21 protein-coding genes are annotated in these 26,554 nt (G+C 30.1%); 7 read left to right on the forward strand and 14 right to left on the reverse strand.

The annotated features are described in order from the left end of the window. Positions 1-15: 15 nt before the first annotated feature. Complete coding sequence (locus GYM72_RS02965; RefSeq protein WP_220264645.1) at positions 16-2,163, reverse strand: S46 family peptidase; 2,148 nt, start codon at positions 2,161-2,163, stop codon at positions 16-18. A gap of 195 nt (positions 2,164-2,358) precedes the next feature. Here GYM72_RS02965 and GYM72_RS02970 point away from each other — a divergent pair, with 195 nt between their 5' ends. Further along, complete coding sequence (locus GYM72_RS02970; protein WP_220264646.1) at positions 2,359-4,584, forward strand: bifunctional (p)ppGpp synthetase/guanosine-3',5'-bis(diphosphate) 3'-pyrophosphohydrolase; 2,226 nt, start codon at positions 2,359-2,361, stop codon at positions 4,582-4,584. A gap of 238 nt (positions 4,585-4,822) precedes the next feature. Here GYM72_RS02970 and GYM72_RS02975 read toward each other — a convergent pair whose 3' ends face one another. Together GYM72_RS02975 and GYM72_RS02980 are read right to left on the reverse strand one after the other, a co-directional pair. After that, entirely contained in the window at positions 4,823-5,701 is an 879-nt protein-coding gene (locus GYM72_RS02975; protein WP_255571547.1) for a PPK2 family polyphosphate kinase, read from the reverse strand. A gap of 266 nt (positions 5,702-5,967) precedes the next feature. Further along, a complete protein-coding gene (locus GYM72_RS02980; protein ID WP_220264647.1) occupies positions 5,968-6,792 on the reverse strand; it encodes an S-adenosyl-l-methionine hydroxide adenosyltransferase family protein in 825 nt (274 codons plus the stop codon). A 66-nt stretch (positions 6,793-6,858) separates the two neighbouring features. Here GYM72_RS02980 and GYM72_RS02985 point away from each other — a divergent pair, with 66 nt between their 5' ends. After that, the gene (locus GYM72_RS02985; RefSeq protein ID WP_220264648.1) at positions 6,859-7,812 is read left to right on the forward strand and encodes a PhoH family protein; all 954 of its coding nucleotides are present in this window, start codon (positions 6,859-6,861) and stop codon (positions 7,810-7,812) included. Between the two features lie 203 nt (positions 7,813-8,015). Here GYM72_RS02985 and cmk read toward each other — a convergent pair whose 3' ends face one another. The 6 genes from cmk to GYM72_RS03015 form a co-directional block, all read right to left on the reverse strand. Beyond that, positions 8,016-8,714 carry a (d)CMP kinase gene (gene cmk / locus GYM72_RS02990; RefSeq protein ID WP_220264649.1) on the reverse strand — a complete coding sequence of 233 codons (699 nt, stop codon included), beginning with the start codon at positions 8,712-8,714 and terminating at the stop codon, positions 8,016-8,018. A gap of 4 nt (positions 8,715-8,718) precedes the next feature. Further along, positions 8,719-9,735, reverse strand: a complete 1,017-nt coding sequence (porQ, locus tag GYM72_RS02995) for a type IX secretion system protein PorQ (RefSeq protein ID WP_220264650.1) — start codon at positions 9,733-9,735, stop codon at positions 8,719-8,721. 95 nt (positions 9,736-9,830) lie between these two features. Continuing rightward, the gene (locus tag GYM72_RS03000) at positions 9,831-11,222 is read right to left on the reverse strand and encodes an arginine decarboxylase (RefSeq protein ID WP_160542388.1); all 1,392 of its coding nucleotides are present in this window, start codon (positions 11,220-11,222) and stop codon (positions 9,831-9,833) included. 172 nt (positions 11,223-11,394) lie between these two features. Beyond that, a complete protein-coding gene (dapF, locus tag GYM72_RS03005; RefSeq protein ID WP_220264651.1) occupies positions 11,395-12,258 on the reverse strand; it encodes a diaminopimelate epimerase in 864 nt (287 codons plus the stop codon). Positions 12,259-12,470: 212 nt separating this feature from the next. After that, a complete protein-coding gene (locus GYM72_RS03010; RefSeq protein WP_220264652.1) occupies positions 12,471-13,778 on the reverse strand; it encodes an ABC transporter permease in 1,308 nt (435 codons plus the stop codon). Continuing rightward, positions 13,775-14,698: an ABC transporter ATP-binding protein gene (locus tag GYM72_RS03015; RefSeq protein WP_220264653.1), complete on the reverse strand. Its 924-nt coding sequence runs from the start codon at positions 14,696-14,698 to the stop codon at positions 13,775-13,777. Before GYM72_RS03015 ends, GYM72_RS03010 begins: the two co-directional genes overlap by 4 nt. 196 nt (positions 14,699-14,894) lie before the next feature. Here GYM72_RS03015 and GYM72_RS03020 point away from each other — a divergent pair, with 196 nt between their 5' ends. Beyond that, positions 14,895-16,979 carry a DUF5686 family protein gene (locus tag GYM72_RS03020; protein ID WP_220264654.1) on the forward strand — a complete coding sequence of 695 codons (2,085 nt, stop codon included), beginning with the start codon at positions 14,895-14,897 and terminating at the stop codon, positions 16,977-16,979. A 69-nt stretch (positions 16,980-17,048) separates the two neighbouring features. After that, complete coding sequence (locus GYM72_RS03025; protein ID WP_160542383.1) at positions 17,049-17,558, forward strand: SPOR domain-containing protein; 510 nt, start codon at positions 17,049-17,051, stop codon at positions 17,556-17,558. A 63-nt stretch (positions 17,559-17,621) separates the two neighbouring features. Here the strand turns inward: GYM72_RS03025 and hflX are convergent, their stop codons facing one another. The 4 genes from hflX to GYM72_RS03045 form a co-directional block, all read right to left on the reverse strand. Next, positions 17,622-18,839, reverse strand: coding sequence for a GTPase HflX (hflX, locus tag GYM72_RS03030; protein ID WP_160568025.1), 1,218 nt, complete (start codon positions 18,837-18,839; stop codon positions 17,622-17,624). Between the two features lie 256 nt (positions 18,840-19,095). Then, positions 19,096-19,668 carry a DNA-3-methyladenine glycosylase I gene (locus GYM72_RS03035; RefSeq protein ID WP_166006711.1) on the reverse strand — a complete coding sequence of 191 codons (573 nt, stop codon included), beginning with the start codon at positions 19,666-19,668 and terminating at the stop codon, positions 19,096-19,098. A 56-nt stretch (positions 19,669-19,724) separates the two neighbouring features. Next, on the reverse strand, positions 19,725-21,383 hold the full coding sequence (locus GYM72_RS03040) for an OstA-like protein (protein WP_166006709.1): 1,659 nt from the start codon (positions 21,381-21,383) through the stop codon (positions 19,725-19,727). Then, the gene (locus GYM72_RS03045; protein ID WP_160542379.1) at positions 21,384-21,836 is read right to left on the reverse strand and encodes a Fur family transcriptional regulator; all 453 of its coding nucleotides are present in this window, start codon (positions 21,834-21,836) and stop codon (positions 21,384-21,386) included. A gap of 366 nt (positions 21,837-22,202) precedes the next feature. Here GYM72_RS03045 and msrA point away from each other — a divergent pair, with 366 nt between their 5' ends. The 3 genes from msrA (at position 22,203) to GYM72_RS03060 (ending at position 25,161) form a co-directional block, all read left to right on the forward strand. Continuing rightward, positions 22,203-22,781 carry a peptide-methionine (S)-S-oxide reductase MsrA gene (gene msrA / locus GYM72_RS03050; RefSeq protein WP_255571553.1) on the forward strand — a complete coding sequence of 193 codons (579 nt, stop codon included), beginning with the start codon at positions 22,203-22,205 and terminating at the stop codon, positions 22,779-22,781. A 254-nt stretch (positions 22,782-23,035) separates the two neighbouring features. After that, the gene (guaB, locus tag GYM72_RS03055) at positions 23,036-24,496 is read left to right on the forward strand and encodes an IMP dehydrogenase (RefSeq protein ID WP_220264656.1); all 1,461 of its coding nucleotides are present in this window, start codon (positions 23,036-23,038) and stop codon (positions 24,494-24,496) included. 77 nt (positions 24,497-24,573) lie between these two features. Beyond that, complete coding sequence (locus GYM72_RS03060) at positions 24,574-25,161, forward strand: hypothetical protein (RefSeq protein WP_105297090.1); 588 nt, start codon at positions 24,574-24,576, stop codon at positions 25,159-25,161. Between the two features lie 148 nt (positions 25,162-25,309). Here the strand turns inward: GYM72_RS03060 and GYM72_RS03065 are convergent, their stop codons facing one another. Beyond that, the gene (locus GYM72_RS03065) at positions 25,310-26,488 is read right to left on the reverse strand and encodes an MFS transporter (RefSeq protein WP_220264657.1); all 1,179 of its coding nucleotides are present in this window, start codon (positions 26,486-26,488) and stop codon (positions 25,310-25,312) included. Positions 26,489-26,554 lie beyond the last annotated feature (66 nt).

Raw genomic sequence — 26,554 nt, forward strand, 5'->3', positions numbered from 1 at the left:
AAAACCTTTTTTATTTTACTTTACAATTTTCATTTCATCTATAAGTCTTTGTGCTCCTGCATATTTATCGATTATAAATAATATATAACGAATATCAACCATAATATTTCTGCAGATAGAAGGATCATAATTAATATCGCTCATAGTGCCTTCCCAAACCCTGTCGAAATTAAGTCCTACCAAATTACCATGAGCATCAAAGGCGGGACTTCCTGAATTGCCCCCGGTAGTGTGATTGGTTGCAATATAATTTACTATGATATCTCCATTTTGTGAATAAGGTCCGAAATTTTTTTGTTTGTACAATGTTATTAATTTTTTAGGTAAATTAAATTCGTAATCATCAGGAATATATTTTTCAATAACACCGGATAATGTTGTAAAAGGTTTATAATAAACTCCATCTTTTGGTGTATATCCGTCTATTTTACCATAAGTAACTCTTAAAGTAGAATTTGCATCAGGAAAGAATTTTTTTGAAGGAAAACTCTTTAATTGAGCATTCATATAGTTTCTTTGCAGGCTGTCATTTTTTTTATCAAAATCATCATGAAATGGTAAAATTTTTCTTCTGTACATTTCAATATAAGGAGTAATAAAGTTTAGTACTGCATCGTCTTTTAATTTATACTTTATATTTTCCTTAGAATCGGAAGATAATATTGATAAAAGATCTCCTCTTTCACGAGTTATATAAGAATTTTTCCATAAATCAGTTAGGTAAATATTACACGAAGATTCTTTTTCAAAATCTTCATGACCGGCTACCTGAAATCTTGGCTCAATATTCATACTGTACATGGAAAGCATTTTTGAAGAAACTTTCCTGTCTAATTCAGAATCATAATTTTTATAAATTGAACTCACATTTTTTATTACTCTTAATTTAATTTTTTCAAAGTCTTGATCAGAAGCATTAAGAAGATTGGATACTATATAAGCCATACGAAAAGTTTCAGAATTCGAATAGAAAACTTCATTAAAATAAGTGTAAGCTTTATTATATCCACTATTATTTTTATATAAATCATTTAATGCATTTACTAAAGACAGATTTTTATTTTTAGTATCAAGATTTGTTTGACTTTGCTCTACCAATTGATTTTCATATTCTTTTCTTTTTTCGATAGCATTTGATTTAAGTAACCCTTGATTTTCGCCGATCCATTTTTTCCATCCGTTAGCGATAGATGCATATTTTGCCGCATATTTTATTTTTATTTCTTTATTTGCACGTATCGCATGATCTAAAATTTTTAAAGATTCATTACGTAAAGAAATTCTTGATGGATTGGTTATTTCCAATAGTTGTTCAATAGCAGATGCCGGTAAATATTCTTGAGTTCTCCCGGGAAATCCGTATACAAATGAAAAGTCATTTTCCTTTTTCTCTTTAATTGATATAGGCAAATAGTATTTGGGGGTATAAGGTATATTATCTTTAGAATATTTCGCCGGATGATTATTTTTATCTGCATAAATCCTAAATAGGGAAAAATCTCCGGTATGCCTAGGCCACATCCAGTTGTCGGTATCTGATCCGTATTTTCCAATAGAAGATGGAGGAGCTCCCACTAAACGGATATCTTCGTAAGTTTCTGTAATAAAAGCATAATATTGATTACCGTTGTAAAAAGGCAAGATGGCAATGTCTTGATAGTCCTCTTTTTTAATGGTTGAACTAATTTTATTAATATTATTTTTAATAATAATATTTCTTTGTTGTTCAGTAAAATTATCGCTTATACCCAATAATATTTGAGAAGTTACATCTATAATATCAACAATAAAAGTTGCTTTTAAGCCTTCGTTCGGTTTTTCATCTTCATAGTTAGAAGCCCAAAATCCATGGGTTAACAGGTCATTGGTAACTGTAGAGTGTGATTGTATGCTATAGTAACCGCAATGATGGTTAGTAAGTAATAATCCCTTAGGTGAAATAACTTCAGAAGTACAGCCTCCTCCGAAATGAGCAACCGCATCTTTTATGCTTGGATTATAGGTATTAAATATTTGTTTTGGAGATATTTTCAAACCCATTTCCTTCATTTCTTTTTCATTGAGCTGATTAGGTATCCACATACCCCCACCCGTTTGAGCGACTAATGATGAAGCATTAAAAAAACAGGTTAATAAAAAAGATTTTAGTGTAATTTTTTTCATTGATACTATAATTAGTTTTTTAAAAATATAAATTTATAAATAATATAATAACATAAAAAAGTTAGAATGCATATTTAAAAGAAAAATTAATTAGCTTTGTGTAACTAATAAAAGTTAAGATTTTAATAGATAAATAAAGAATAATGTTATGATTCGCATATAAATTGTAACTAGTAAAATAGACTAAATAGTGGTATGGACGAAATAGACTTAAAAAAAGAAGAAGAAGAAATAGTCAAACGTTACAAAGATATGCTTCGTAACACCTACAGAGATTTGACTACAGAAGATAAATCTCTGATTAGAAAAGCTTTTGAAGTTGCAAAAGAGGCTCATAAGGATCAACGGAGAAAAACCGGAGAACCTTATATATATCATCCTTTAGCCGTAGCTAAAATTGTTGCAGATGAAATAGGATTAGGAGCAACAAGCATAGCATGTGCTTTACTGCATGATGTAGTGGAAGATACTCAGTATACCATTGAAGATATCTCCAATTTATTTAATCCTAAAGTAGCTAAAATTATAGATGGACTTACCAAAATATCCAACATAGACCATCAAAATCTTTCTTTACAATCCGAGAACTATAGAAAGCTGTTACTTACCTTGTCTGAAGATGTTAGAGTTATTTTAATTAAGATAGCTGACAGACTTCATAATATGAGGACTTTGGACAGCATGAAAAGTTCTAAACAGAAAAAAATTGCTGCTGAAACCACCTATATATATGCTCCTTTAGCCCATAGAATGGGGCTATATACCATCAAATCTGAGCTTGAAGATTTGAGCTTAAAATATACCGATCCGGAATCTTATTCTTTAATCGTTAAAAAACTTGAGGAAACAGAAAAAGACCGACAACGATATATTGAAGAGTTTTCAAGGATTATGCAAGAAAGCTTAAATGCCGAAGGTTTGAATTTTACTATTAAAGGACGACATAAATCCGTTTTTTCAATTTATAAAAAAATGAAAAAACAAGATGTTTCCTTTGAGGAAGTTTTTGATTTATTTGCTATTAGAATTATATATAAATCTGATTATAAAAATGAAAAATTCCTGGCTTGGAAAATTTATTCCATAGTTACGGATAAATTTATGCCTAATCCCAGCAGAATGAGGGATTGGATTACAACTCCCAGATCCACGGGATATGAAAGTTTGCATGTTACCGTCATTGGTCCGGAATCTAAATGGGTGGAAGTACAAATCCGATCGGAGAGAATGGATGAATTGGCTGAAAAAGGTATTGCCGCTCACTATAAATATAAAGAAGGATATAAGGGAAGAGAAGATAATCAAATAGAAAATTGGATTTCTCAAGTCAGAGAAATGTTGGAAAACTTGGGAACGGCCTCTACAAAGGAATTGTTAGATGATTTTAAATTAAACTTATACACAAAGGACATTTTTGTCTTTACTCCTAAAGGAGATTTAAAAGTACTTTCGGCAGGAGCAACGGCTTTAGATTTCGCTTATTCCGTGCATTCGGGTATCGGAGATCATTGTTTAGGAGCTAAAGTAAATAATAAATTGGTGCCATTGAGTTATAAGTTATCAAGTGGAGATCAGGTGGAAATACTGACGTCCAATGTTCAAAAACCTAAAGCAGATTGGTTGGATTTTGTCGCCACTTCAAAAGCAAAATCAAGGATCAAAGCGGCATTGAATTCGGAAAAAAGAACATATACAGAAGAAGGTAAAGAATTATTAATTCGTAAGTTACGGCACTTAAAAATTAATTTTTCAGAAGAAGAATTAAATTCCATTCAAAAATTTTTCGGAGCAAAAACCAGTCACGATGTTTTTTATCAGGTTGCTACCGGAGTCATCGATAGTAAAGCACTAAAAAAATATAGAGATAGTAAAGGAGTTTTAACAAACTTATTATCCAAATTAAGAAAAAGAACCTCTATAATCACTGAAAATAATTTTCTAGAACCTAAAGAGGAGGAAAATTATGATATGATTGTTTTTGGAGATGATGAAGAAAAACTAAATTATCAATTAGCGCAATGCTGTAATCCAATTCCGGGTGATAATATTTTTGGTTTTGTAACTATAAACAGTGGTATAAAAGTTCATAAAGAAAGCTGTTCCAATGCTATTGATATGCGAGCTAACTATGATTACAGAGTAATTCCGGCTAAATGGGTAAGTAGTTCAAGCAGGGATTTTCTGATAGAAGTTTCATTACAAGGAATTGACAGAAACGGTATTTTTAACGATATAACCACTCTTATTTCTAATAAATTTAAAATTAGTATAAAAAAAATAAACATTAATTCCGAAGATGGTATCTTTTACGGAAATTTAATATTATTTGTAAAAAATACTCTTCAATTAGAACAAATTATAGAAGAGTTGCATAATATTGAAGGTATAACCAATGTTAAAAGATCTGAGATAAAAAAATAATTTATTATTTAGTTTCTTTGTAATAATTTAGAGTATAAATTATTATTGTATTAAAAAAGTTTTTTTAATATAATATAGATTTATGGTAATCTCAGCTAAGAAATTAATTATAAACTCGAAAAAACAGTTTTTATTTATCTCAAAGGTTAAAGAAACAATTATAAGATAAATAAAAATTGTTAAGCAATAAGATGGAAGTTGTTTGTTCTACTCAATTAAAATAAACAAAGTGTGAATTTTAATCTTTTTCATTTAGTAAATCCTGATAAGCAATTTTTAAAGCCTCCTTTTCTTGTTTATTAACTTCCGGATATTTCGGGTTCATAGATTTTAATGTTTCATTTATAATGTAAGCCATTATCAATTGCCCGTAAGATTTATTATCAAAAGGAACAATAAACCAGGGACAATTTTCAGTGGAAGTTTTTTCAAAAGCCATTGCAAAAGCTTTTTGATATTCATTCCAAAATTTACGTTCTTTTAAATCAGAAGCTGAAAATTTCCAATTTTTTTCTTTTTCATTAATTCTCTTAATAAATCTTTTTTTCTGCTCGTCTTTGCTTATATTGAGGAAAAATTTAATAATTCGAGTACCATTGTTAAACATACGATTTTCGAAATTTTTAATTTCCTCATATCTTTTTTCGAAAAACCCATCATTAATATCTTTGACAGAATTTATAGTAGGAATTTTTTCATTTAAAATAAATTCAGGATGTACTTTGCAAACTAATACGTTTTCATAATGAGAACGATTAAATATTTCAATTTTTCCACGTTCGGGCATTTTGATAATATGTCTCCATAAATAATCATGTTCATACTCTAAAGAAGAAGGTGTTTTAAAAGATGATACATTTACTCCTTGGGGATTTACTCCCGTCATGATTGCTCGTATGGAACTGTCTTTTCCGGCAGCATCAATTCCTTGTAAAATAATTAATAAAGATTGTTTGTTTTCAGCATTTAAAATATTTTGATAATAATCTATACTTTTAATTATTTTCTTTATCTCTTTTTTATTTTTTTTGAAATTTTCAGGTGATTGAGTAGTATAATTTTTAAGGTTTACTGATTTACCTTCTATCACACGGAAATCATCTATGGTAATTTTCATAATATATTATATTTTAGTTGTTTTTTATATTAATTGTTTTAAAAAAAAAATAAACTAATTTTTTTATAAAATAGAATGTTATAAATAATTTTTAAATTTATTCTGATGTGTAGATGAGAAAATATTGTACCAAAGTATATTTTTGTGTTCTTATTTTTTTTCTAAAAAATATAAATCAGAATTTATAAAAGTATTACACATGAATGATCACATGTATAGGTAAACATGTGTATAAAATAGGAAGTATAAAAAATATGATTTACTAACTAAGAAAAAACAATGCGGATATTAGTTCCTATATATAAGCCCATTAGAGAGCTGGCCCCTCCAACGGTTTTTAAATTACTCTTATACATGGAAATTTGTAAAAAGCCCGAAGAATTAAATATAGCAAAAGCTTTTCCATGATATTTTTTGTCATCAGAATCTGTCCCAAGTATATCGGTATATTTAGATTTGATTTCAGTGAATTGAACGTTTCTGGCAAAAATTATAAAGTCCTTTTTTTTTCCAAATTGGTGAAATTGTTCTTTACTAATGTTGGTTATTGCATTACCGAAATTATCTACATGAATAACCATTCCTGTTAACGAATTATCTTCGCTTTTTTCGACCGGTTTGGGTTGAGTTAATTCTTTATAAGAATTTATTTTTCTACCTATTAATTCTATTTTTCCGCCTCTGGCAAGATGACAGGCTACAGGAATAAAAAGGTCTTTAGTTAAAAAATGAAGATCATCGTATTTATTAATCGTGATTTCATAGACCTGATCGGGAATATATTCTTCAGCGATTAAAGAAAGAATGCCGTTATCATTGCATATAAAAAAATGACCGTTGATTTCTGCAGCTAAAGATTTTACAAAAGGAGAAGGCAACGCGTCGACACCAATTATATGAATGGTTCCTTTAGGAAAATTTTTGTATGAATTTTGAATAATATAAGCAGTTTGAATTAAATCAAAAGGCATAATTTGATGTGAGATATCAACGACTATAATATCCGAAATTTGGCTGTATATAGCACCTTTAAGGGCAGCCACATGGTAATCGTCTAAACCAAAATCGGTAGTAAGTGTTATTATTCCCATTTTTTATTATCCTACACAAAGTTATTGCTTATTTTTGTTATGTAAAATTAAAAAAGGAGTTAAAATTTGAATCAAATACGAATTACTTTAGAAGGGGTGGATTTAAAAACTTTCTATGGTGAATATAATCAAAACTTTAATCTGTTGATTAATCATTTTCCCAAATTAAAAATTACAGGAAGGGATCGGGTAGTGTCGGCTGCAGGAAATGATGCGGATTTAACTTTGTTTAATAATAAAGTTAAAGAAATAACAGAATATATAAACAGATATAATAAGTTAAATGATATTGCTCTGGAGGGAATACTCTCTAATGGAGAAAAGCAGAATGAGCTTAGATCCGAATCTGAAGATTTTATCGTTCACGGAATAGGAGGAAAACTTATTAGGGCTAAAACAGAAAATCTTAAAAAGCTGGTGAAAGCAGTCGAAAACAATGATATGGTATTTGCCATTGGTCCGGCAGGAACAGGGAAAACCTATACTAGCGTTGCTTTAGCTGTAAAAGCTTTAAAAGATAAACAAGTAAAAAGAATTGTGCTTACTCGTCCGGCTGTGGAAGCAGGGGAAAGTTTGGGATTTTTACCCGGTGATTTAAAAGATAAATTAGATCCCTATCTTCAGCCTTTGTATGATGCATTACGAGATATGATCAGTCATGAAAAACTGGCTTCTTATATTGAAAAAGGAGTCGTACAAATTGCTCCTTTGGCATTTATGAGAGGTCGAACCTTAGATGAAGCCTTTGTAATTTTAGATGAAGCTCAAAATACGACCCATCTGCAAATGAAAATGTTTTTAACGCGTATGGGGGCTAATGCTAAGTTTATTATTACGGGAGATCCCGGGCAAATAGATTTACCTAAACATCAGAAATCCGGATTAAAAGAAGCTTTTCATCTTTTAAAAAGAGTTAAGGGAATAGGTTTTGTGCAATTGACAGAAATTGATGTGGTAAGACATAAATTAGTAAGAAAAATTTTAGAAGCCTATCATAAACAAGAAGAGATTGAAGAATAGTTTTTTCAATTCCCTCTCTAAAATAAAAGATCTTATTGAAAAATAATATCCTTATAGATTTATTTATTTGTAAGTTTCAATGATAAGCAGATTAATAAAAATTAATCCTTCATACTATTAAAAATAGTTATATTTTCAAATTTTTTAAAAGTATACTGAATTATCAGTAACAATAAGATAAAGTAAAAAAATTATTTTATAAATCAGATTTTAAATTTATCCTTAACGATTTGAACCATTTTATTATAGGTTTCTTCTTTGCTTAAATGAGTATTATCGATAAGAATGGCGTCTGGGGCCTGAGTTAATGGTGACACCGATCGGCTGCCATCAATGTAATCTCTTTGCTTAAGATTTTTTTGAACTTCTTCTAAAGAAATATTTTTGTGTTGATTTTTATATTCAGTGAATCTTCGTTTAGCTCTTTCTTCTATACTGGCAGTAATAAAAAATTTTATATCAGCATTTGGAAATACGACCGTTCCAATATCTCTACCATCCATAACAATCCCGCCGTTTTTTCCTATATTTCTCTGTTGTTTTACTAAATATTCTCTTACTTCAGGTATTTTTGCCACCCATGAAACATGTTCAGATATGTCAAAAGCACGAATTCTATTTTCAACATTTTTTCCATTAAGATAAATTTCATTGGTATTGGAATCAGAATTTAGCTTAAAGTCCAAATGAATTTCATTTAAATGGGTTAATAAAGCTAGCTCATCTATAGTATTATTTTTATAAAAATTTTCAATAGCATATAAAGTTACGGCTCTATACATTGCACCGGTGTCTATATGAATCCATCCAAATTCTTTGGCTAACATTTTTGCATAGGAGCTTTTACCGGTGGAAGAATAACCATCTATGGCAATTATAGGTTTTATCTTGTTGTTTTTCATGTTATTACCAGTCATAACGAGGGGCAAACATATTTTCCAAGTCTATACGTAGTCCAAAAGTATTGGTGTTTCCCGCAGCATTATATCGCCCCCAAGCGTAATCAAAGCGAAAATATGAAATTTTCACACCAAAACCAAGAGTTAATCCGGCAAATGACCGTTGATCCTCGATGGACAATTCATTACCTCTCTTAAAATTATATCCGGCTCTGAGGTTGAATCCTGATTCGGGAAATAGTTCGGCACCTAACGAAATATGATCTATAATTTTTCTTCCTCCATTGATCTTTTCTCCCTTTTTATTAGTTGGAGATGAAATATCAAATTTTTGTAAGTCATGTAAGGTAAGAGTTAACTCCATCGGTAATTTTTCGAATCGTTGCGAGATTCCTAAATTTGCTTGAATGGGCAATTTTTCTCTTCTATCATTATAATAAGTTAATTGTCCACCAAAATTTCTAACCACAGCAGAAACGGTAGTATAGTAATCAATATCGTGAAATACCACCCCAAGATCAGCCAAAAGAGCGGAAGAGGTATAACTTTCAATTTTACTGGTAACATAAGATAAATTTCCGCCCACCGTAAAGAAATCCGAGATATTATAGGCATAACCCAAAGTTACTGCTGCGTCTTTTGCTGTAAATTTTCCGGTTACATTTCCAATTTCATCGGCGGCTTTAAGATCTCCATAATCTACATATCTTCCATGAAGGGAAAAATAGTGCTTACTTTCTTTGGGATTATAGACATAGGAAACAGCTCCCAATTTGACATCTGCAAGATAAGAGGAATAATTTATTCCCGCTTGGTTATACATTTTATCGTTCATCATTGCCGGATTGAACATAGCCATATTAGGATCATTGTCCCAAGAAGAATTAACATTACCTCCTAAAGCCGCTTGACGGGCAGATACGGTCATATTCATAAAAGTATATATTTCTTGCCCGTTTTGAGAATAGACAATGGAGTATAAACTAATGAATATAATTAGTATAAATTTATGCAATAGACGCATTATAGTAAAAATTACAAGAAAATAAATCAGGTACGCTTGATGGTACTTTTTTGTAATTATAAACTATGAATCTGTCAATTTATTGTATGGGGCTTCTAATAACCTAAAAGATCTAAAATTTGCTTATAATTTTGTTCTTCTCGAAACACTTCATAAGTAAATTCGCCGTCTTTATTTTTATTGATCAAAATATGTTTTGGCTGCGGAACTAGACAATGGTGCACGCCTCCGAACCCGCTAATGGCATCTTGATAAGCTCCTGTATTGAAAAAACCTATATATAAAGGTTTTTCTTCACTGAAAATAGGAAGATAAATGGCATTAACGTGCTGTTCAGAATTGTAGTAATCATCGCTATCACAAGTAAGACCTCCTAAGAAAACCCGTTCATAGGAATCTTCCCAACGATTGATAGGAAGCATGGTAAAACGACGAGAAATAGCCCAAGAATCAGGTAATGTTGTCATAAAAGAACTGTCAATCATATCCCATTTTTCCCGATCATTTTGTCTTTTTTGACTTAAAATTTTGTAAACAATCCCTCCACTTTCTCCAACAGTGAATGAACCAAATTCGGTATATAAAGTAGGTTCTTCTACTCCTTCTTCTTCACAGAATTTTTTTATTTGGTAAGTAATCTCATTGACCATATAATAATAGTCGTAATCAAAATTCAAGGAATTTTTTATAGGAAAACCTCCTCCTATATTGAGCGAATCCACTTCGGGTGCGATTTTTTTCAATCGAGCATAAACTCGCAAACATTTATAAAGTTCGTTCCAATAATAGGATGTATCTTTAATCCCCGTGTTGATAAAGAAATGCAACATCTTTAAACGAGCAAAAGGATGATTTTGGATTTTTTGAGCATAAAAAGGAACAATATCTTTATATCCGATTCCCAAACGAGAAGTATAAAACTCAAATTTAGGTTCTTCTTCAGAAGCAATTCGAATACCTATATTAAAATTAGTATCTATGCTGTCGGAAAGTCGATCGATTTCTCTGAAATTATCCAATACAGGTAATATGTTAGAAAATCCGCCGTTAATCATTTCCGAAATAATTTTTAAATATTCATCGGTTTTGAATCCGTTGCAAACAACTTCTATATTTTTATCGACAATTCCTTTATCGTATAATCTTCGTATAATTTCCATATCGTTTGAAAAAGAAGTTTCCAAACTAATTTTATTTTTTAAAGCTTCTTCAACCACGAATGAAAAATGACTTGATTTCGTACAATAACAATATCTATATTCATTATTGTAATTATTTTCCTTAAAAGCCTTTTTAAACCATTTTTTGGTTTGTTGTATGTTTTGCGATATTTTAGGTAAATAATTGAACTTAAAAGGAGTTCCGAATTTTTCAATTAAGTCCATTAAAGGGATGTCATGAAATAATAAATTTCCGTTATCAACCTTAAATTCGGGCTGTGGAAAATCAAAAGTTTGTTGAATTAAATCGTGATACTTTATTTTCATTTTAAATAGTGGAAAAAAATCAGATTACAAATATCTATAAATTTACTAGTTAATAAATGCTTTTTTAAAAAAATTAATAATTTTTTCCATCAAATATTAGATTTTAAAAATATTTTAACAATTTTAAGTTATCATTTATCAAATTCAGAAAATATTTTTTTATTGAGAATAATTATAAAAAACTGTTTATTAGTTCTTCATGCAAAACACCTTCACAAATTTGGCGAACTTCTCCGGTCATTCTTATTTGCCAATGATCATCAATTTCTATTTTAAGTTCTCCTCCGGGCATTTTAATGGTTACTTTATTATTTATTAACCCTTTTTTTCTTAATACACTTGCTACCGCACAAGACGAACTTCCTGAGGCTAAGGTAAAACCGGCCCCTCTTTCCCAAATTAATATTTGAACTTCATCTCTATTCAGTACTTTTGCAAATTGAACATTTATACGGTTAGGAAATTTTGAAAACGTTTCAATTTTAGGTCCATATTTTTTTATTTCTTCACTATCTAGATTTTCTTTAAGAATCACACAATGTGGATTTCCTACAGAAACACAATTGATTTGAAACTCTTGATCATCGATAGTAATGCGTTCATCTTGTACTTCTTCCGAATCAAAGGAAGTGGGTATTTGTTTTGAATCGAAAATGGCTTGACCCATATCTACTGTTATTAAAGCAGCCCTCTCATTTAAAGTTTCTTGTATGGTTGCACGAACTTTCCCTCCTTTGGTTTCTACTGTAAATTCCTTTTGAGGAATAATTTTATAATCGTATACATACTTGCAAAAAATTCTTAATCCATTTCCGCTTTTTTCTGCTTCGGAACCATCCGGATTAAAAATTTTCAGACCTATGTCAGCCGTTTCTGACTTTGTTTTTACTAATATTCCATCAGAACCTATTCCGAAGTTTACGTTACAGATTTTTTGAATGGCTTTTTCAGTTAAAGGAAAAGTAATAGTATCTTCATTGATTACTATGTATTCGTTACCCAAACCTTGGGATTTAATAAAAGAGTTTTTTTCCATCAGAACGGATTTTTTTTAATTAATAAGATGGTATTTGAGCATAAATATAAAATTTATTTTAATTCATGTTCTAAATTTTTACTTTTTAAATTTTTGATTGTGCTGTAGAGGTGACTATTGATTTAAAATTAAATTAAAGCCCTTTACATAAAAGCATCAATTGAATTCTTATTTACTAATTTTCGGAGTAAGAAATAAAGCAGAAAAATATATTATGATTGTTTAATCCACTTGAAAATTTCTTTTATAGTTACTTTTTTTCCATACATAAGTATACCAATCCTATAAATTTTACTTGCAATAAAAACCATTACTAATACCGATCCGACCATGGTAATAATTGATACTGCCAATTGCCAACCCGGTATTCCATAAAAGGATCGGGTAACCATAGCCATAGGAGAGGTAAAAGGAATAATGCTTAACCAAAAAGCCACAGGACCTTCCGGATTGTTTATGATACTTATGCATCCATAAGCTCCTAAAAGTAAGGGGATTACAATTATTGGGATAAATTGTTGAGTTTCTGTATCATTATCCACAGCTGCTCCAATGGCTGCAAAAAAAGAACTGTAAAATAAATATCCCGTAAAAAAGAAGAAAAGAAAAACGAAAATAATTAACGGATAATTAAGATTGAAAAGGGCATTAATAGTTTCGCTAATTTGAATTTGCATTTCTTGATTAAGAATATTTCGTAAATCATTTTGTTGAATGGAAAGCGTTAATTCATGTCCTAATATCAGTTTACCCATACTAAGAAGGAGCAGGGTCATTCCAATCCATATACAAAATTGAGTTAAAGCAATTAACGTTGTACCCAATATTTTTCCCATCATTAATTCAAAAGGTTTAACGGATGAAATAATTATTTCAACCACCCTGTTATTTTTTTCTTCCATAATGCTTCTCATCACACGTGTTCCGTAAATAATAAAAAACATAAGATTTACATACATCAATGACAAAGAAAGAATTTCTTTAATTAAGTGGTTATCCTCTGATTTGCCTTCTTTAACATTAGTAATTTGTAAAGATATTTTGGAATTAATTTTATCTATATCGGATTGATTTATTCCTAATAATTTTCTTCTTTTTTCTTCAATTTTTTTATTGATGGTTTCTTCTAATGAATAGAGAAGATTTTTGTTCAGATTTTTGTTTGTATAAAGTTGGATATGATCTTGTAAATTATTTAATAGAGAATCTTTGGTTTTGGGTATATACAAGATAGCATCTAATGAATTACTTTGTGCTAACGAATCTTTTAAAGCTTGTAAATCATTATCTGTATAAAAATTAAAAATATTTTTTTCATTACTCTTGAAATCAGGATAAAATTCATGGGTAGAATCAATGATGGCAATACGTGAATTGCTTTCATTAATTTTAATCATAAAACCAATAATTGCTACGGCTAGGATTACTAATATCGGAGCAAAAAAAGTAATAAGAACAAAAGATTTTTTTCTTGCCTGAGTAAGAAATTCTCTTCTCATTACCAAAAAGATATTTCTCATAGATTTTTTGAATTTACAGCATTAATAAAAACTTCATTCATACCTGGGATTTCTTCATAAAAAGAAAGGATTGTTCCTTTAGATGAAAGTTCTGATAAAAGGGATTTTGAGCTCTCCCGGTCGGTTAATTTAATTGAAAATGAATATTCATTATCCATTTTTATTAAATTTTCGATCGAATGATTAGATAGTAAATGTTCAATATCATGGGATTGTATATCAGTAATCCTGATATTAAATTTTCCTTGTTTAAATTTATGTCTGATATCTTTAACCGAACCATCTAAAATTTTTTTTGAATTATGGATAAGAGCAACATAATCACAAAGTTCCTCAACAGATTCCATTCGATGAGATGAAAATAAAATGGTAGTCCCTTTTTCTTTTAGCTCTAGAATTTCATCTCTTATTAGATTGGCATTTACCGGATCAAATCCGCTGAAAGGCTCGTCAAAAATTAATAATTCAGGATTATGCAATACAGTAACTACAAATTGAATTTTTTGAGCCATTCCTTTGGATAATTCGCTCAATTTTTTATTCCACCATTTTTCAATTTTTAGTTTATCAAACCAATATTCTAAACGCGACTTGGCCTCCGTTTTATTCATGCCCTTAAGCTGGGCTAAATAAATTGCCTGTTCGCCAATTTTCATGTTTTTATACAGTCCTCTTTCTTCCGGCATATAACCTATATGTGAAATATGTTTGGGTTGTAGAGGCTCTCCATTAAAATAAATTGTACCGCTGTCCGGCTTAGTAATTTGATTAATGATTCTTATAAACGTAGTTTTTCCGGCACCGTTCGGACCTAAAATTCCATAGATACTGCCTTTAGGAATTTTTATGTTGAAGTTATCTAAGGCAATTTTGTCTTCATAAGTTCGGGTAACATTTTCAGCTACAATAAAATAATCCATTTTTGAGTTGTATTATTTATTCAATCACAAATAGCAAATGTACTATTTTTATAGAAATTTGTTTATGTTAAATACTTTATATTTGCCCCTAAATAAAGTATGATTAAGTTTTAATTTTATACTTAGTTGTAATACACTTTTATTTGACTATATGAAGAATTTTCCGGTTTATATTTTTTTGTTATTTCAAATATTTATGTTCTCTCAGAATTTAGAGATGAAATATTATGTACCGGATCATTCTCATTCCCGTGTTTATAAAATTTTAAAAATGGTTAAAAAGAACGAAAAAATTAACCATCCTAACCATTTAAATTCTTATAATTATTTTTTATATACTAAATTCTATATTGATGATTTTAGTAATGTTATGCATAGTATGAATAGTGATTCATCTGAGATTGCTAAGTTAGAGAAAAAGGAATATATATTTTTAGGAGAGCGGGTGATGAAATGTAGATATGACAGAAGATACGGGAAAAAAAATATAATTTTAGCCGATCAAGTTTCGGGCTTTAAAAAACCTTTTTACGAGTTGTTTTCTGAACCTTTTTTTCAAGAAGAATTTCCTAATCTTTTCAAGAATAAATTCAATTCTTATAATTTTAAATTAATTGACAGCATTGTAATCGATACTAAAAAAAATTACATTATTTCATTCGGATCCAAGAAAAACTTGTTAGTAAATGGTAGCAGGGGAACATTGTATATTGACGCTAAAAGTTTTGCAGTAGTTAAATATTCAGGTGAAGAATATAACTCAAATTATACTCGTTATTTTGAGTATCAATGGAAATCGTTCAAAGGGATATGGTATTTAAAGTCTAAAACCAATAAAATAAGAATAAGTACCATTGATGTTACCAAATTTTTGACAAATTCCAACAAGGAACAAAAATTTTTGTTTTCTCCCTGGATAGTTATCCAGATGACAACGTCTCATTTTACATCCAATAAGTCTTTTACAAGAAAAGATTTTAGAGGATATGAATATGAATTGGAAAAAGATTTTAATACGAATACGGAATCTAAAATTAAAAATTTTCGTAAAACTCCTTTAACGCAACGAGAAAAGAATACCTATGCAAATTCCAGCTTTTTTAATGCGTTACCCATTGAAAAAAATGTTCGTCTTTTAAATTCGGTAAAAAATTGGAAATTACCTTTAGGTAAAGTGAATTTAAATGTATTGAATTTGATGAATTATAATGATTATGAAGGATTTAGGTTTCAGTTAGGAGGAAAAACCAATTACAAGTTTAGTAAAAATATATCCATACTCGGATATCTTGCCTTCGGGACGAAAAGCACTAACAGTAAAGGTGCGTTGGGAATGGATTTTAATGTCAACAAAAAAAATAATGGAAAAATAAAGCTTTTAGGATACTCTGATGTAAATCCATTTTCGAAAACTATTGATAGATTTCCTAATCGTGAGGAACAAATAAAGGACGAATTAAATTACATTCAAAATTCAATTTTTTATACTTACAGAGGAGGAAAGCTCGCTTATGAACAAGATATAGTAAAGAAAGTTACTGCTTCGGTGGAAGCGAATTATGAAGTTCAAAAATCGGATTATGAATATTCATTTAAATCTTATTCACCTTCTCATAAATATACGTTATTTTCAACTTCTTTACATCTTAAATACGCACCATTTGCTAAATACCTGATGACTCCGGAAGGAAAAATGACGGTAGAAGATAAGCCCGTTTATTTATACTTTGATTATACCAAAGGGTGGAAAACTTTAGGAGCTGATTTCAACTATGATCGTTTTGATTTAGCTGCTCATATATCTGTAATTAATCCAATAGGGGAGAGTTCCTTAGTTATGAATTCCGGATATATTTTCGGAAAAACGGTTTTATGGATTAATTATGGAAGTTTTGGTACTGCGAAAGTAGGAAAATCAATAGGAAATAGATTTTCAATGAAAGGCTATCGATCACTGGAAACCTTAGCACCCGGAGAGTTTTATGCGGATAAATATGTGGCTTTTTTCTTAACTCATTCTTTTAAAGACATAAATTTTATAGGAAACAGTAGGTTGCAATTTTCTTTAGTTTATAATGGATTACTAGGAAATATGAATCATAAAGAAATCCATAAATTAACTTCTTTTTCAGTTCCCGACAACTATTATCAAGAAGTTGGAATGGAGCTTAATAAGCTAATTTACTATTTTGGATTGGGAATTTATTATAGAATGGGAGCCTATCACCTTCCAACTTTCGATAAAAATTTATTTCTTAAATTAACTTTTAGTCTCTTTTAAATAGCATATTTCTTTAGATTTAATTATAAAATGCTATTTTTGTGTAGTTAATTTTATCATAATATCCAAATGAAAAGCTATATTTTTTTATTACTTTTTTTTATATGTATTTCTTTTAAAGCCCAGCAAATCATTACTAAAGTAGATTCAGCTACCGGGGGAAAGCTGATTATTAATGCTGATGAAGAAATATTGAAAATGGTTAGTGAAGATGAATTATGCAAAAAATTTGGAGACACCACGCGAGAATCTAAACCTATTTCTTCCACCGATAAAAAACCGGTGAACAGGCCTGTTTCTCCTGAAAACATTTGTGGCAGACGTAACGATATACCCGGTTTTATGATCAAAGTTGGAGAAGCTAAAACAGAGAAGGAAATTAATACGTTGACTACAGAATTTAGAAAGTTATTCCCTGAGTTACGGGTTGAAAAAAGTTATTTACGTCCTGATTGGAGACTTTTGGCCGGAGATTATTTTAAGAGAGAATCGGCAAAATCTGATTTAAAAAGAATTAAAAGGAATTTTCCTTCCGCCTTATTAGTTAATTGGAGAATTTATTGTAACCGAGCAAAATAATTTTTTTATCAAAAAAATATAAAACGAAAAGGGCTTATTAATTAAGCCCTTTTGTATTTTAAATTATATTTCTTTTCCTTCTTGATCGTAATATTCAAAGAGGAAATCATTATAAGGAAATCGTTGTGTATGGATATCTTTAACTTGATTATAAATAATTTTCTTCAATTCTTCATAATTTTCTTTAGTTAAAGCAGAAATAAAAACACTAGGATATTTGGATTTAGCCATCCATGTTTTTTTCCAATCGTCTAACGAATAATTTCTTTTGGTAACCGGTGTTAGATCATCTTCATCTTTTCTTTCATAAGAAAAATTATCAATTTTATTAAATACCATTATTGTTGGTTTATCTGCAGAACCTATTTCAGCCAATATGGTATTTACGGAATTAATATGATCTTCAAAGCTGGGATGAGAAATATCAACCACATGAATCAAAAGATCAGCCTCTCTTACTTCATCTAACGTTGATTTAAACGACTCTACCAGCTGAGTAGGTAATTTTCTTATAAAGCCGACTGTATCGGTTAGTAAAAAAGGAAGATTACCTATTACAACTTTTCTTACAGTTGTGTCTAGTGTTGCAAATAATTTATTTTCGGCAAAAACTTCCGATTTACTCAACACATTCATTAAGGTAGATTTTCCTACATTAGTATATCCAACCAAAGCTACTCTAACTAATTTTCCTCGATTGTTTCGTTGAGTTGACATTTGCTTATCAATCGATTTTAATTTTTCTTTAAGCAAGGATATTCTGTCTCTGATAATACGTCGGTCGGTTTCAATTTCAGTTTCTCCCGGTCCTCTCAATCCAATACCTCCTTTTTGACGTTCCAGGTGAGTCCACATACGAGTTAAGCGAGGAAGAAGATATTCATATTGAGCAAGTTCAACTTGTGTTCTGGCATAGGATGTTTCTGCTCGTTGAGCAAAAATATCTAATATAAGATTCGTACGGTCAATAATTTTCCTGTCTAATTCTTTTTCTATATTTTTAAGTTGAGAAGGAGTCAGTTCATCATCGAAAATAATTGTATCGATTTCATGTTCTTTAGCATAACTATTAATTTCTTCCAACTTTCCTTTTCCTACAAACGTTCTAGAGTGTGGCTGATCCAGCTTTTGCGTAAATCTTTTATAAACTACAGCTCCGGCTGTATTTGCCAAAAACTCCAATTCATCCATGTATTCATTTAACTTTTCTTCATCTTGGTTTTGAGTAATCAATCCGATTAGAATAGCTTTTTCATATAATGCTTCTTTTTTTTCTAACATATAAAATTAATCTGCTTTAAACTCGATTTATTTATCAAATGTATTGTTTTTTAATAATGTGTAATACTATTAAATTTTATAAGGTATGTGTAATTACTGCATAATGTGATTTAACATAACAGGTATCTTTCAATAATTATACAATTTTTTTAATTCTGTGTTTTTTACTGAATAGTACAATGGGTCCTAAAGAGAGATTTTTTATAATTAGTCATTAAATATAAAAGTAAATTGAAAAAAACATGTTTACAATCAACTAATGATTAACAGGATGAAATGAGCAAGTAAGAGTATGATCATTAACCACTCCAACTGCCTGTAAAAATGCATAAATAATAGTTGTACCCACAAATTTAAATCCACGCTTTTTTAAATCTTTTGAAATACTATCGGAAAGTTGAGTTGAAGCGGGAACTTCTTTAATGGTCTCCCAGTGGTTGCAAATAGGTGTGTGGTTGACAAAGTTCCATAAATAATTGCTAAAACTTCCGAATTCATTTTGCACGTCCATAAATTTTTGTGCATTGGTTGTGGCAGCTTTAATTTTCAATTTATTTCTAATAACACCTTCATTGAGAAGTAAACGATCCATTTTTTCCTGAGTATATTGTGAAATTTTTTTATAATCAAAATGGTCAAAAGCTTCACGAATACTCTCTCTTTTTTTTAATACCGTAATCCAACTAAGACCGGCTTGAAATCCTTCAAGTAAAAGAAATTCAAATAGTAATCGGTCATCATATACCGGTTTGCCCCATTCCTCATCATGATATTTTTTGTATATGTCATCAGATCCTACCCATTCGCATCGAATTATTTCTCTTTCCATACTAATTTATATTAATGTAAGATGCAAATATAGATATTTATATAGGTATCTGATAATTATCGATTGCTGACTTTTGCATTTTGTTTTTTCTCTTCTTCCAATAGTTGCTCAATGGTTTTTCTAGGCTCGTTTTTATTATAGGGAAAGACATCCGGGAATATATCTTGCCATTTTTTTAATCTTTCGTCATCTCTCCATTCAAATTCAGGTAAATATCTGTTTTGCTCGGGAAGCCTACTTTCAGGGTATAATTTTGATTCTGCACTTAGCTGACAAGAAACAATATCCATTTTGCGTTCAACAAACTCACCTTGTAAAATTCCACATACAGATATGCTGATTCCCGTCCGTTGTTTACCTTTCGTTTTAGATTCTTCTTCTACATAAGTGATGGATTCGGCATTACCTTTTAAATCTACTAAATGAAGTTCTTCGTTTTGAAAATAGGCATGAAGCATTCTTCCTTTTGCTTGATTGAATTCCAATTTAGGACTTAAAGAATCTACTTTACTAATTACAAAAGCATGGGATCTGCCATAAATGGAATCTATGGCTTGACTGGAACTATTTAAATACGCAGAAAGAGTATCTGCGGTTAATTGTCTTCCTCCTGTTGACCAAAATATGGGTTTTTTATAAAAATCAATTCTACCAATGGTTTCTTGATACACCAGAGAATCGCTTTTTCCGGAAACATTCGATTTGAAAAGCCTTCCGTTATGATACCCCCGAATGGTGGATTTTTTATCTTTTCCTTGAATAGCAATCAAGGTATCGGAATGAATATATAAAGAATCTTTAGTAAATGCTTTTACCATATAAGGCCTTCCTGTAATCATTGCAGAATCCTTAAATTGATATACTTCAGCATATTCACCGATTAAAAATCTTTTTTCTTTAGGTTCTTCCAATTTAACGTTTTTAATTCCTCTACCAAAACCTTTTATTTCATCAAAAAATAAATCATTGCCGGATAATATTTTCCCTTGGTAATAAACCTTTCCGTCATTTTTTAAATCGGATTGTTTGGTTTTGGTATTGTAAGAACCCGTACTTCCCGTTACGTAAACGGTGGGATCTTTTTTATTGGTTATGCGGGTAAATTTAGTAAATGTTGCAATTTCATTTTTAGCATCGTATTTAATATCAGACCCTTCTAATATATATTCCGGAGATTCTAACGTAGAATTTTCCCCTAATTCAATTCGATTATCTTTAACAAAATATTTTCCAACTTTTGTATGAGTTATATTTTCGCCTTTATAAACTGTTCCCCAATTGTCAAAATAGGCAACATCCCGATTGGCATCATAGATCATTTCCTCGGTTTCAACCGTTTGATCAGGGGTAACTAATTTTACGTTATGATATGCGATGGCATTTCTGGTTATTCCATTATAAGTCAATTTTTTACAATTCAAGGTAGATTGTTTATCCCTAAAAAAAACATTTCCTCTTGCTTCAATAAAATTTTTATCGCTAAAATAAATGATTGAATCTGCTTCTAAATGAGAAGTTTCGTGTTCTGCTATGACATGTCCTGAATAAACAATATTTCCGTTAAATACATGCTCATTCACCTCTTCCATGTCGGCATTGATAAGATTTATGGGTTTGGGATTATCCTTTTTTGAAGAAGCCGGAGGGGTAACTTGAGAAAATAAAAATACACCTGTGAATATAAAGAAAATAAAAAATATAATTTTTAAATTCATTTACTTACTTTTCTTTTTTGCATAAAAATATAAAGAATGACTTTCGATTTCAATATTAAATATTTTTTCTAAAGAATCTTTAATTGTTTGAAGTCTAGGATCACAAAATTCAATAACTTCTCCCGAATCGATCATTAAGATATGATCATGTTGCTTAGCAAAATATGATTTTTCATATAAAGCTTGAAGTCCTTCTCCAAATTGATGTTTTCGGACTAACTTGGCATCTAAAAGAATTTCAATGGTATTATAAATAGTGGCTCTACTCACTCTATAATTTTTTTCTTTCATTCTCATATACAGCCAATCGATATTGAAATGTTCATCTGTTGAATAGATCTCCTCAACGATAGCAAATCTTTCAGGAGTTTTTCTATGTCCTCGATCTTCTAAATATTTTATAAAAACATCTTTAACAATTTCAAAATTTTTATTTGCAGTATCTGTACTCATGTTATAGAATAGGTAATATGCAAAGTTAGCAAATTAATTACCTTAATCATACTTTCTTATAACATAATTTAGAATGATTTCCTAAACAAAATAAATATTTTTTTTATGGAATAATTTATTTATTCAAAAAAAATATAAATAAATCCTTTTGTTTGTCTAAAATATTTAAAATAAAATAAATTTTAGTACAGTTTTTGTTTAATAAAGAATAATATTAGATACTTAAATTTTTATAACTGTTTTATAAATATGCAACTAGTTCTAACAAATAATATAAAAAAGCAATTATTTATTTTTTTTAATGCTATTAATTTACTTTTGTTTAGTTGTCAGACCAATCAATCACAAGAAAAGAAAACGGATATAATGAGAAAAAAATTAGAGAAAATTACATTAGGAGGAGGATGTTTTTGGTGTTTAAGTCCTTGTTTTGAAATGTTAAACGGTATTACTAAGGTTACAGCAGGATATTCCGGAGGAAAAAAAGAAAATGCTAATTATAAAGATGTTTGTACGGGCACTACGGGACATGCGGAAGTAATTGAAATTGAATACGATCCTGAAGAAATTTCTTTTTCAGAAATATTAGATGTTTTTTGGTTTTTACATGATCCGACTCAATTAAACAGACAAGGAAATGATATTGGCACTCAATATAGATCTGTTATCTTTTATAGAAACGAAGAACAAAAAATTCTTGCTCAAGAATCTTTAAAAAAATCAGAATCTTCTGACTTATGGAAAGGTAAATATGTGACGGAAATAGTACCTTTTAAAGAATTTTATCCGGCTGAAGATTATCACCAAAGATATTACGAACAAAATCCAAATCAACCTTATTGCAGCTATACTATTGCACCTAAAATCCAAAAGTTTAAATCTCGATTTAATTATAAATTGAAAACAGAATTTCAAAAAAGAAATGTAGATAAAAATCAAGCATAAGAAATTCACAATGTAAAAAATTGTAGTAAGAATTAATTTAAATTATTTTAATTGTAGAAAAAAAATATTTATAATTTTTATAAAAATAAATCCAAAATATCTATATCAATTTAATTTATTTTTGTAAATAATTAGTCTTTTTATAAAAAATTACGTTTTATTTTATCATGTATTATTTTGATTATATACTTTTTTAAAAAAATTAAATTATTTTTTTAAAAAAAAAATTATATATTTGCTTGGCAAAAAACAATATGTCGCTTAGTTCTAAAATTGTAGAAGAAGCTATCACATTTGATGATGTTTTGCTTATTCCTTCTTATTCAGAGATTCTACCTTCTCAAGTAAATTTAAAAACCCAGTTAACCAAAAGAATTCAATTAAACATTCCAATAGTTTCAGCAGCTATGGACACTGTAACTGAATCAGGTTTAGCCATTGCTTTGGCTAGAGAAGGAGGTCTGGGATTTATTCACAAAAATATGCCGATAGATCAACAGGCTGTTGAAGTTAACAAAGTAAAAAGGTCAGAAAACGGCATGATCTCCAATCCCATTACCTTAAGTCGAAACCATACCTTACAGGATGCGCTCATGTTAATGAGGGAGTATAAAATATCCGGCTTGCCTGTAATAGAAGAAGATGATACCTTAGTCGGCATAATTACTAATAGAGACATTAAATATCAATCGGATTTAAATCAGAAAGTAGAAGATGTCATGTCCAAAGAACATATTATTACTTCTTTAAAAAATACTTCTTTGGAACAAGCCAAGCAAATATTATTAAATAATAGGATAGAAAAACTTCCTATTATAGATGATCACAACAAATTAATAGGATTGATTACCATAAAAGATATTGACAATTTGTTCGAGTATCCCAATTCATGTAAAGATTCTGAAGGAAGACTTAGAGTGGGAGCAGGGGTAGGAGTAGGAGATGATACCTTAGAAAGAGTCGAAGCATTAGTAAAAGCCGGAGTGGACATAATTGCGGTAGATTCCGCTCATGGACATTCAATCAATGTATTAAATAAAATCAGAGAAATCAGAACTTCTTTTCCTGATTTAGATATTGTTGGTGGAAATATAGTTACCGCACAAGCGGCAAAAGATTTAATAGAAGCCGGAGCCAATTCATTAAAAGTGGGTGTAGGTCCCGGATCTATATGTACCACTAGAGTAGTAGCGGGAGTGGGAGTGCCACAATTATCTGCCATATATAATGTCTATGAATATGCAAATCAGCATCATATACCGGTAATTGCTGATGGAGGAATTAAACTTTCGGGAGATATAGTTAAAGCTATTTCCAGCGGTGCATCCTGTGTCATGTTGGGATCTTTATTTGCCGGAACCGATGAAGCACCAGGAGATGAAATTATTTTTCAAGGAAGAAAGTTCAAAAGTTATCAAGGTATGGGTTCAATTTCTGCCATGAAAAGAGGAAGCAAAGACCGTTACTTTCAATCAGGAACAAAAAAATTAGTACCGGAAGGAATTGAAGGAAGAGTTCCTTATAAAGGAAAATTATCCGATGTCGTTTATCAATTATGTGGAGGAATTCGTGCAGGTATGGGCTATTGCGGTACAGAAGATATTGTAAAATTGCAAAAAGAAAGTAAAATGGTTAAAATTTCCTCTGCAGGATTAAAAGAAAGTCATCCTCACGATGTTATAATTACTCAAGAAGCACCAAATTATTCTAATTAAAAAAAATATAATATTTTGTTAAAATTTTGGCATAGGTTTTGTCGTTTACTATGGTGTATAAAAATAATATAATAATTATGAAAAAAGTACTTTTATTGTTTACTATTTTTTTAGGTAGTATAGCAATATCAAATGCACAGATTGTAACTACACCACAAACTTCGGCTAACGTAGGTTCTACACCAATTCAAAAAGGAAGCTGGTTGACCGGAGCAGGTATTACAAATCTCGGCTATGATTTCGAAAACAAAGGATTTTCATTTAATTTAACTCCTAGAGTTGGGTATTTTCTTTCTCATGGAATAGCCGTTGGTGCAGCTATAGATTTCGGAGCAGTGTTTCAAGATGATGAAAAACCTATTTGGAACTATGGGGTTATGCCCTTCGTTAGGTATTACTTCCCTGAAGGTGCTAAAGAAACCGGAAGATTTTTTGCTGAAGGTGATGTTGGATTCAAAGGAGCAGCAGTTAACGGAAGCTCAGACAGTGGATTTGCCTTTGGTGTAAATGTGGGTTACGCTCATTTTATTACCCGTTCTGTAGCGTTAGAAGGTACAATCGGATATAACTATGCAGCTGCAATTCAAAATATTAACAACGGAAACAAACAAAGTGGTTTAGGTTTTGGTTTAGGATTTCAAATTTATATTCCACAATCCAAATAATTTAGCTGCTGTTAAAAAAAAATTAAAACTCCTAGAAAATAGGAGTTTTTTTTATGAAATAAAGTCAGTTACCACCGGTTTAATGAATTAAATATTGCTTGTTTATTTTATACTATCTTTATTACAAAAGAAATAAACTAACAATACATTATCGTTTTATAGAAAGCAAATGGAATATTAACATTATTATAGCGAAAAAACTACCCACACTAATCACACCGGTCCAATTATAAATTTCAAAAGCATAAGCAGAAATAAAGGTTCCCAGTGATCCACCGATAAAATAGCTGGTCATATAAATAGTATTAACACGATTACCTGCTTCCGGGTGATTTGAAAAAATAATTGATTGATTAGTAATTTGGGTAGATTGCACCCCAATATCAATTAATATGATCCCAATAGTTAAACCCAAATAAGAATAACCTCCATAGTAGAATATAATCCATGAAAGTAAAATCAATAATGCAGTAAAAACAAGTATCGTATTTTTATTGAATTTAGATATAACTTTTCCCATGAGGGCAGCAGCCAGAGCTCCAAATGCACCTACTAAGCCAAATTTTCCGGCTATATTACTTGCTGTTCCATCACTTAAATGAAAATTTTCTTCAAGATGGAAAACCAAAGGAGTCCAAAAAGCACTTAAAGAAGCAAAACTAAGTCCTCCTCGTAAAGCGGCAGAGCGTAATGATGAATCTGTTTTAAAAAGCTCAACGAGTGAAAGCATTAACTTTTTATAATTTCCTTTAAAATTCGGGTAGATTTCCGGTAAATTAAAATATATCAAAAGATACACAACACCCATTAATATAGCTGCGATATAAAACATTTCTCTCCATCCTAAAATATCGCCGATATATCCACTTAAAACTCTCGATCCCAATATACCAATAAGTAATCCGCTCATCACAAATCCAACGGCTTTAGGTTTATCTTCCGGAGCTGCCAAAGTTGCAGCCATGGGTATAAACAATTGAGGAATAACTGAGGTAAAACCTATTATAAAACTTATAGGAAATAATAATTCTATAGAAGGACTGACAGCCATAGCTAATAAACTACTAATAATGAATATAAAATCAATAAGAATAATTTTTTTTCTACGAAACATGTCACCTAAAGGAATCAGAAAAAATAGTCCACAGGCATAGCCGATCTGCGTAAACATGGTTATACCGCTTATTTTTGATTCACTGACATTAAAATCTTTGGCCATTAAACCCAATAGTGGTTGGTTATAATAGTTATTTGCTACTACTAGTCCTGAACTAATAGCCATCAGCCAAAGTATTTTAGGAGTAAGTTTTGGTTGAGAAAGATTCATTGTTAATAGTGTTTAATTCATAAAAATATTAAATTAATTTTAAGTATATGAAATTTTTTATGAATG

The sequence above is a fragment of the Apibacter sp. ESL0404 genome (assembly GCF_019469245.1).
In the GTDB taxonomy this organism is placed as follows: Bacteria; Bacteroidota; Bacteroidia; order Flavobacteriales; family Weeksellaceae; genus Apibacter.

Excerpts from the sequence above, each read along its gene's own strand:
- hflX (WP_160568025.1), bottom strand. The coding sequence starts at position 18,839 with ATGTTAGAAAAAAAAGAAGCATTATATGAAAAAGCTATTCTAATCGGA.
- GYM72_RS03065 (WP_220264657.1), bottom strand. The coding sequence starts at position 26,488 with ATGAATCTTTCTCAACCAAAACTTACTCCTAAAATACTTTGGCTGATG.
- GYM72_RS03035 (WP_166006711.1), bottom strand. The coding sequence starts at position 19,668 with ATGGAAAGAGAAATAATTCGATGCGAATGGGTAGGATCTGATGACATA.
- cmk (WP_220264649.1), bottom strand. The coding sequence starts at position 8,714 with ATGAAAAACAACAAGATAAAACCTATAATTGCCATAGATGGTTATTCT.
- GYM72_RS02965 (WP_220264645.1), bottom strand. The coding sequence starts at position 2,163 with ATGAAAAAAATTACACTAAAATCTTTTTTATTAACCTGTTTTTTTAAT.
- GYM72_RS02980 (WP_220264647.1), bottom strand. The coding sequence starts at position 6,792 with ATGGGAATAATAACACTTACTACCGATTTTGGTTTAGACGATTACCAT.
- porQ (WP_220264650.1), bottom strand. The coding sequence starts at position 9,735 with ATGCGTCTATTGCATAAATTTATACTAATTATATTCATTAGTTTATAC.
- GYM72_RS03000 (WP_160542388.1), bottom strand. The coding sequence starts at position 11,222 with ATGAAAATAAAGTATCACGATTTAATTCAACAAACTTTTGATTTTCCA.
- GYM72_RS03040 (WP_166006709.1), bottom strand. The coding sequence starts at position 21,383 with ATGAATTTAAAAATTATATTTTTTATTTTCTTTATATTCACAGGTGTA.
- GYM72_RS03060 (WP_105297090.1), top strand. The coding sequence starts at position 24,574 with ATGAAAAAAGTACTTTTATTGTTTACTATTTTTTTAGGTAGTATAGCA.
- GYM72_RS03010 (WP_220264652.1), bottom strand. The coding sequence starts at position 13,778 with ATGAGAAATATCTTTTTGGTAATGAGAAGAGAATTTCTTACTCAGGCA.
- GYM72_RS03015 (WP_220264653.1), bottom strand. The coding sequence starts at position 14,698 with ATGGATTATTTTATTGTAGCTGAAAATGTTACCCGAACTTATGAAGAC.
- guaB (WP_220264656.1), top strand. The coding sequence starts at position 23,036 with ATGTCGCTTAGTTCTAAAATTGTAGAAGAAGCTATCACATTTGATGAT.
- GYM72_RS02970 (WP_220264646.1), top strand. The coding sequence starts at position 2,359 with ATGGACGAAATAGACTTAAAAAAAGAAGAAGAAGAAATAGTCAAACGT.
- GYM72_RS03045 (WP_160542379.1), bottom strand. The coding sequence starts at position 21,836 with ATGAGTACAGATACTGCAAATAAAAATTTTGAAATTGTTAAAGATGTT.
- GYM72_RS02975 (WP_255571547.1), bottom strand. The coding sequence starts at position 5,701 with ATGAAAATTACCATAGATGATTTCCGTGTGATAGAAGGTAAATCAGTA.
- GYM72_RS03020 (WP_220264654.1), top strand. The coding sequence starts at position 14,895 with ATGTTCTCTCAGAATTTAGAGATGAAATATTATGTACCGGATCATTCT.
- dapF (WP_220264651.1), bottom strand. The coding sequence starts at position 12,258 with ATGGAAAAAAACTCTTTTATTAAATCCCAAGGTTTGGGTAACGAATAC.
- msrA (WP_255571553.1), top strand. The coding sequence starts at position 22,203 with ATGAGAAAAAAATTAGAGAAAATTACATTAGGAGGAGGATGTTTTTGG.
- GYM72_RS03025 (WP_160542383.1), top strand. The coding sequence starts at position 17,049 with ATGAAAAGCTATATTTTTTTATTACTTTTTTTTATATGTATTTCTTTT.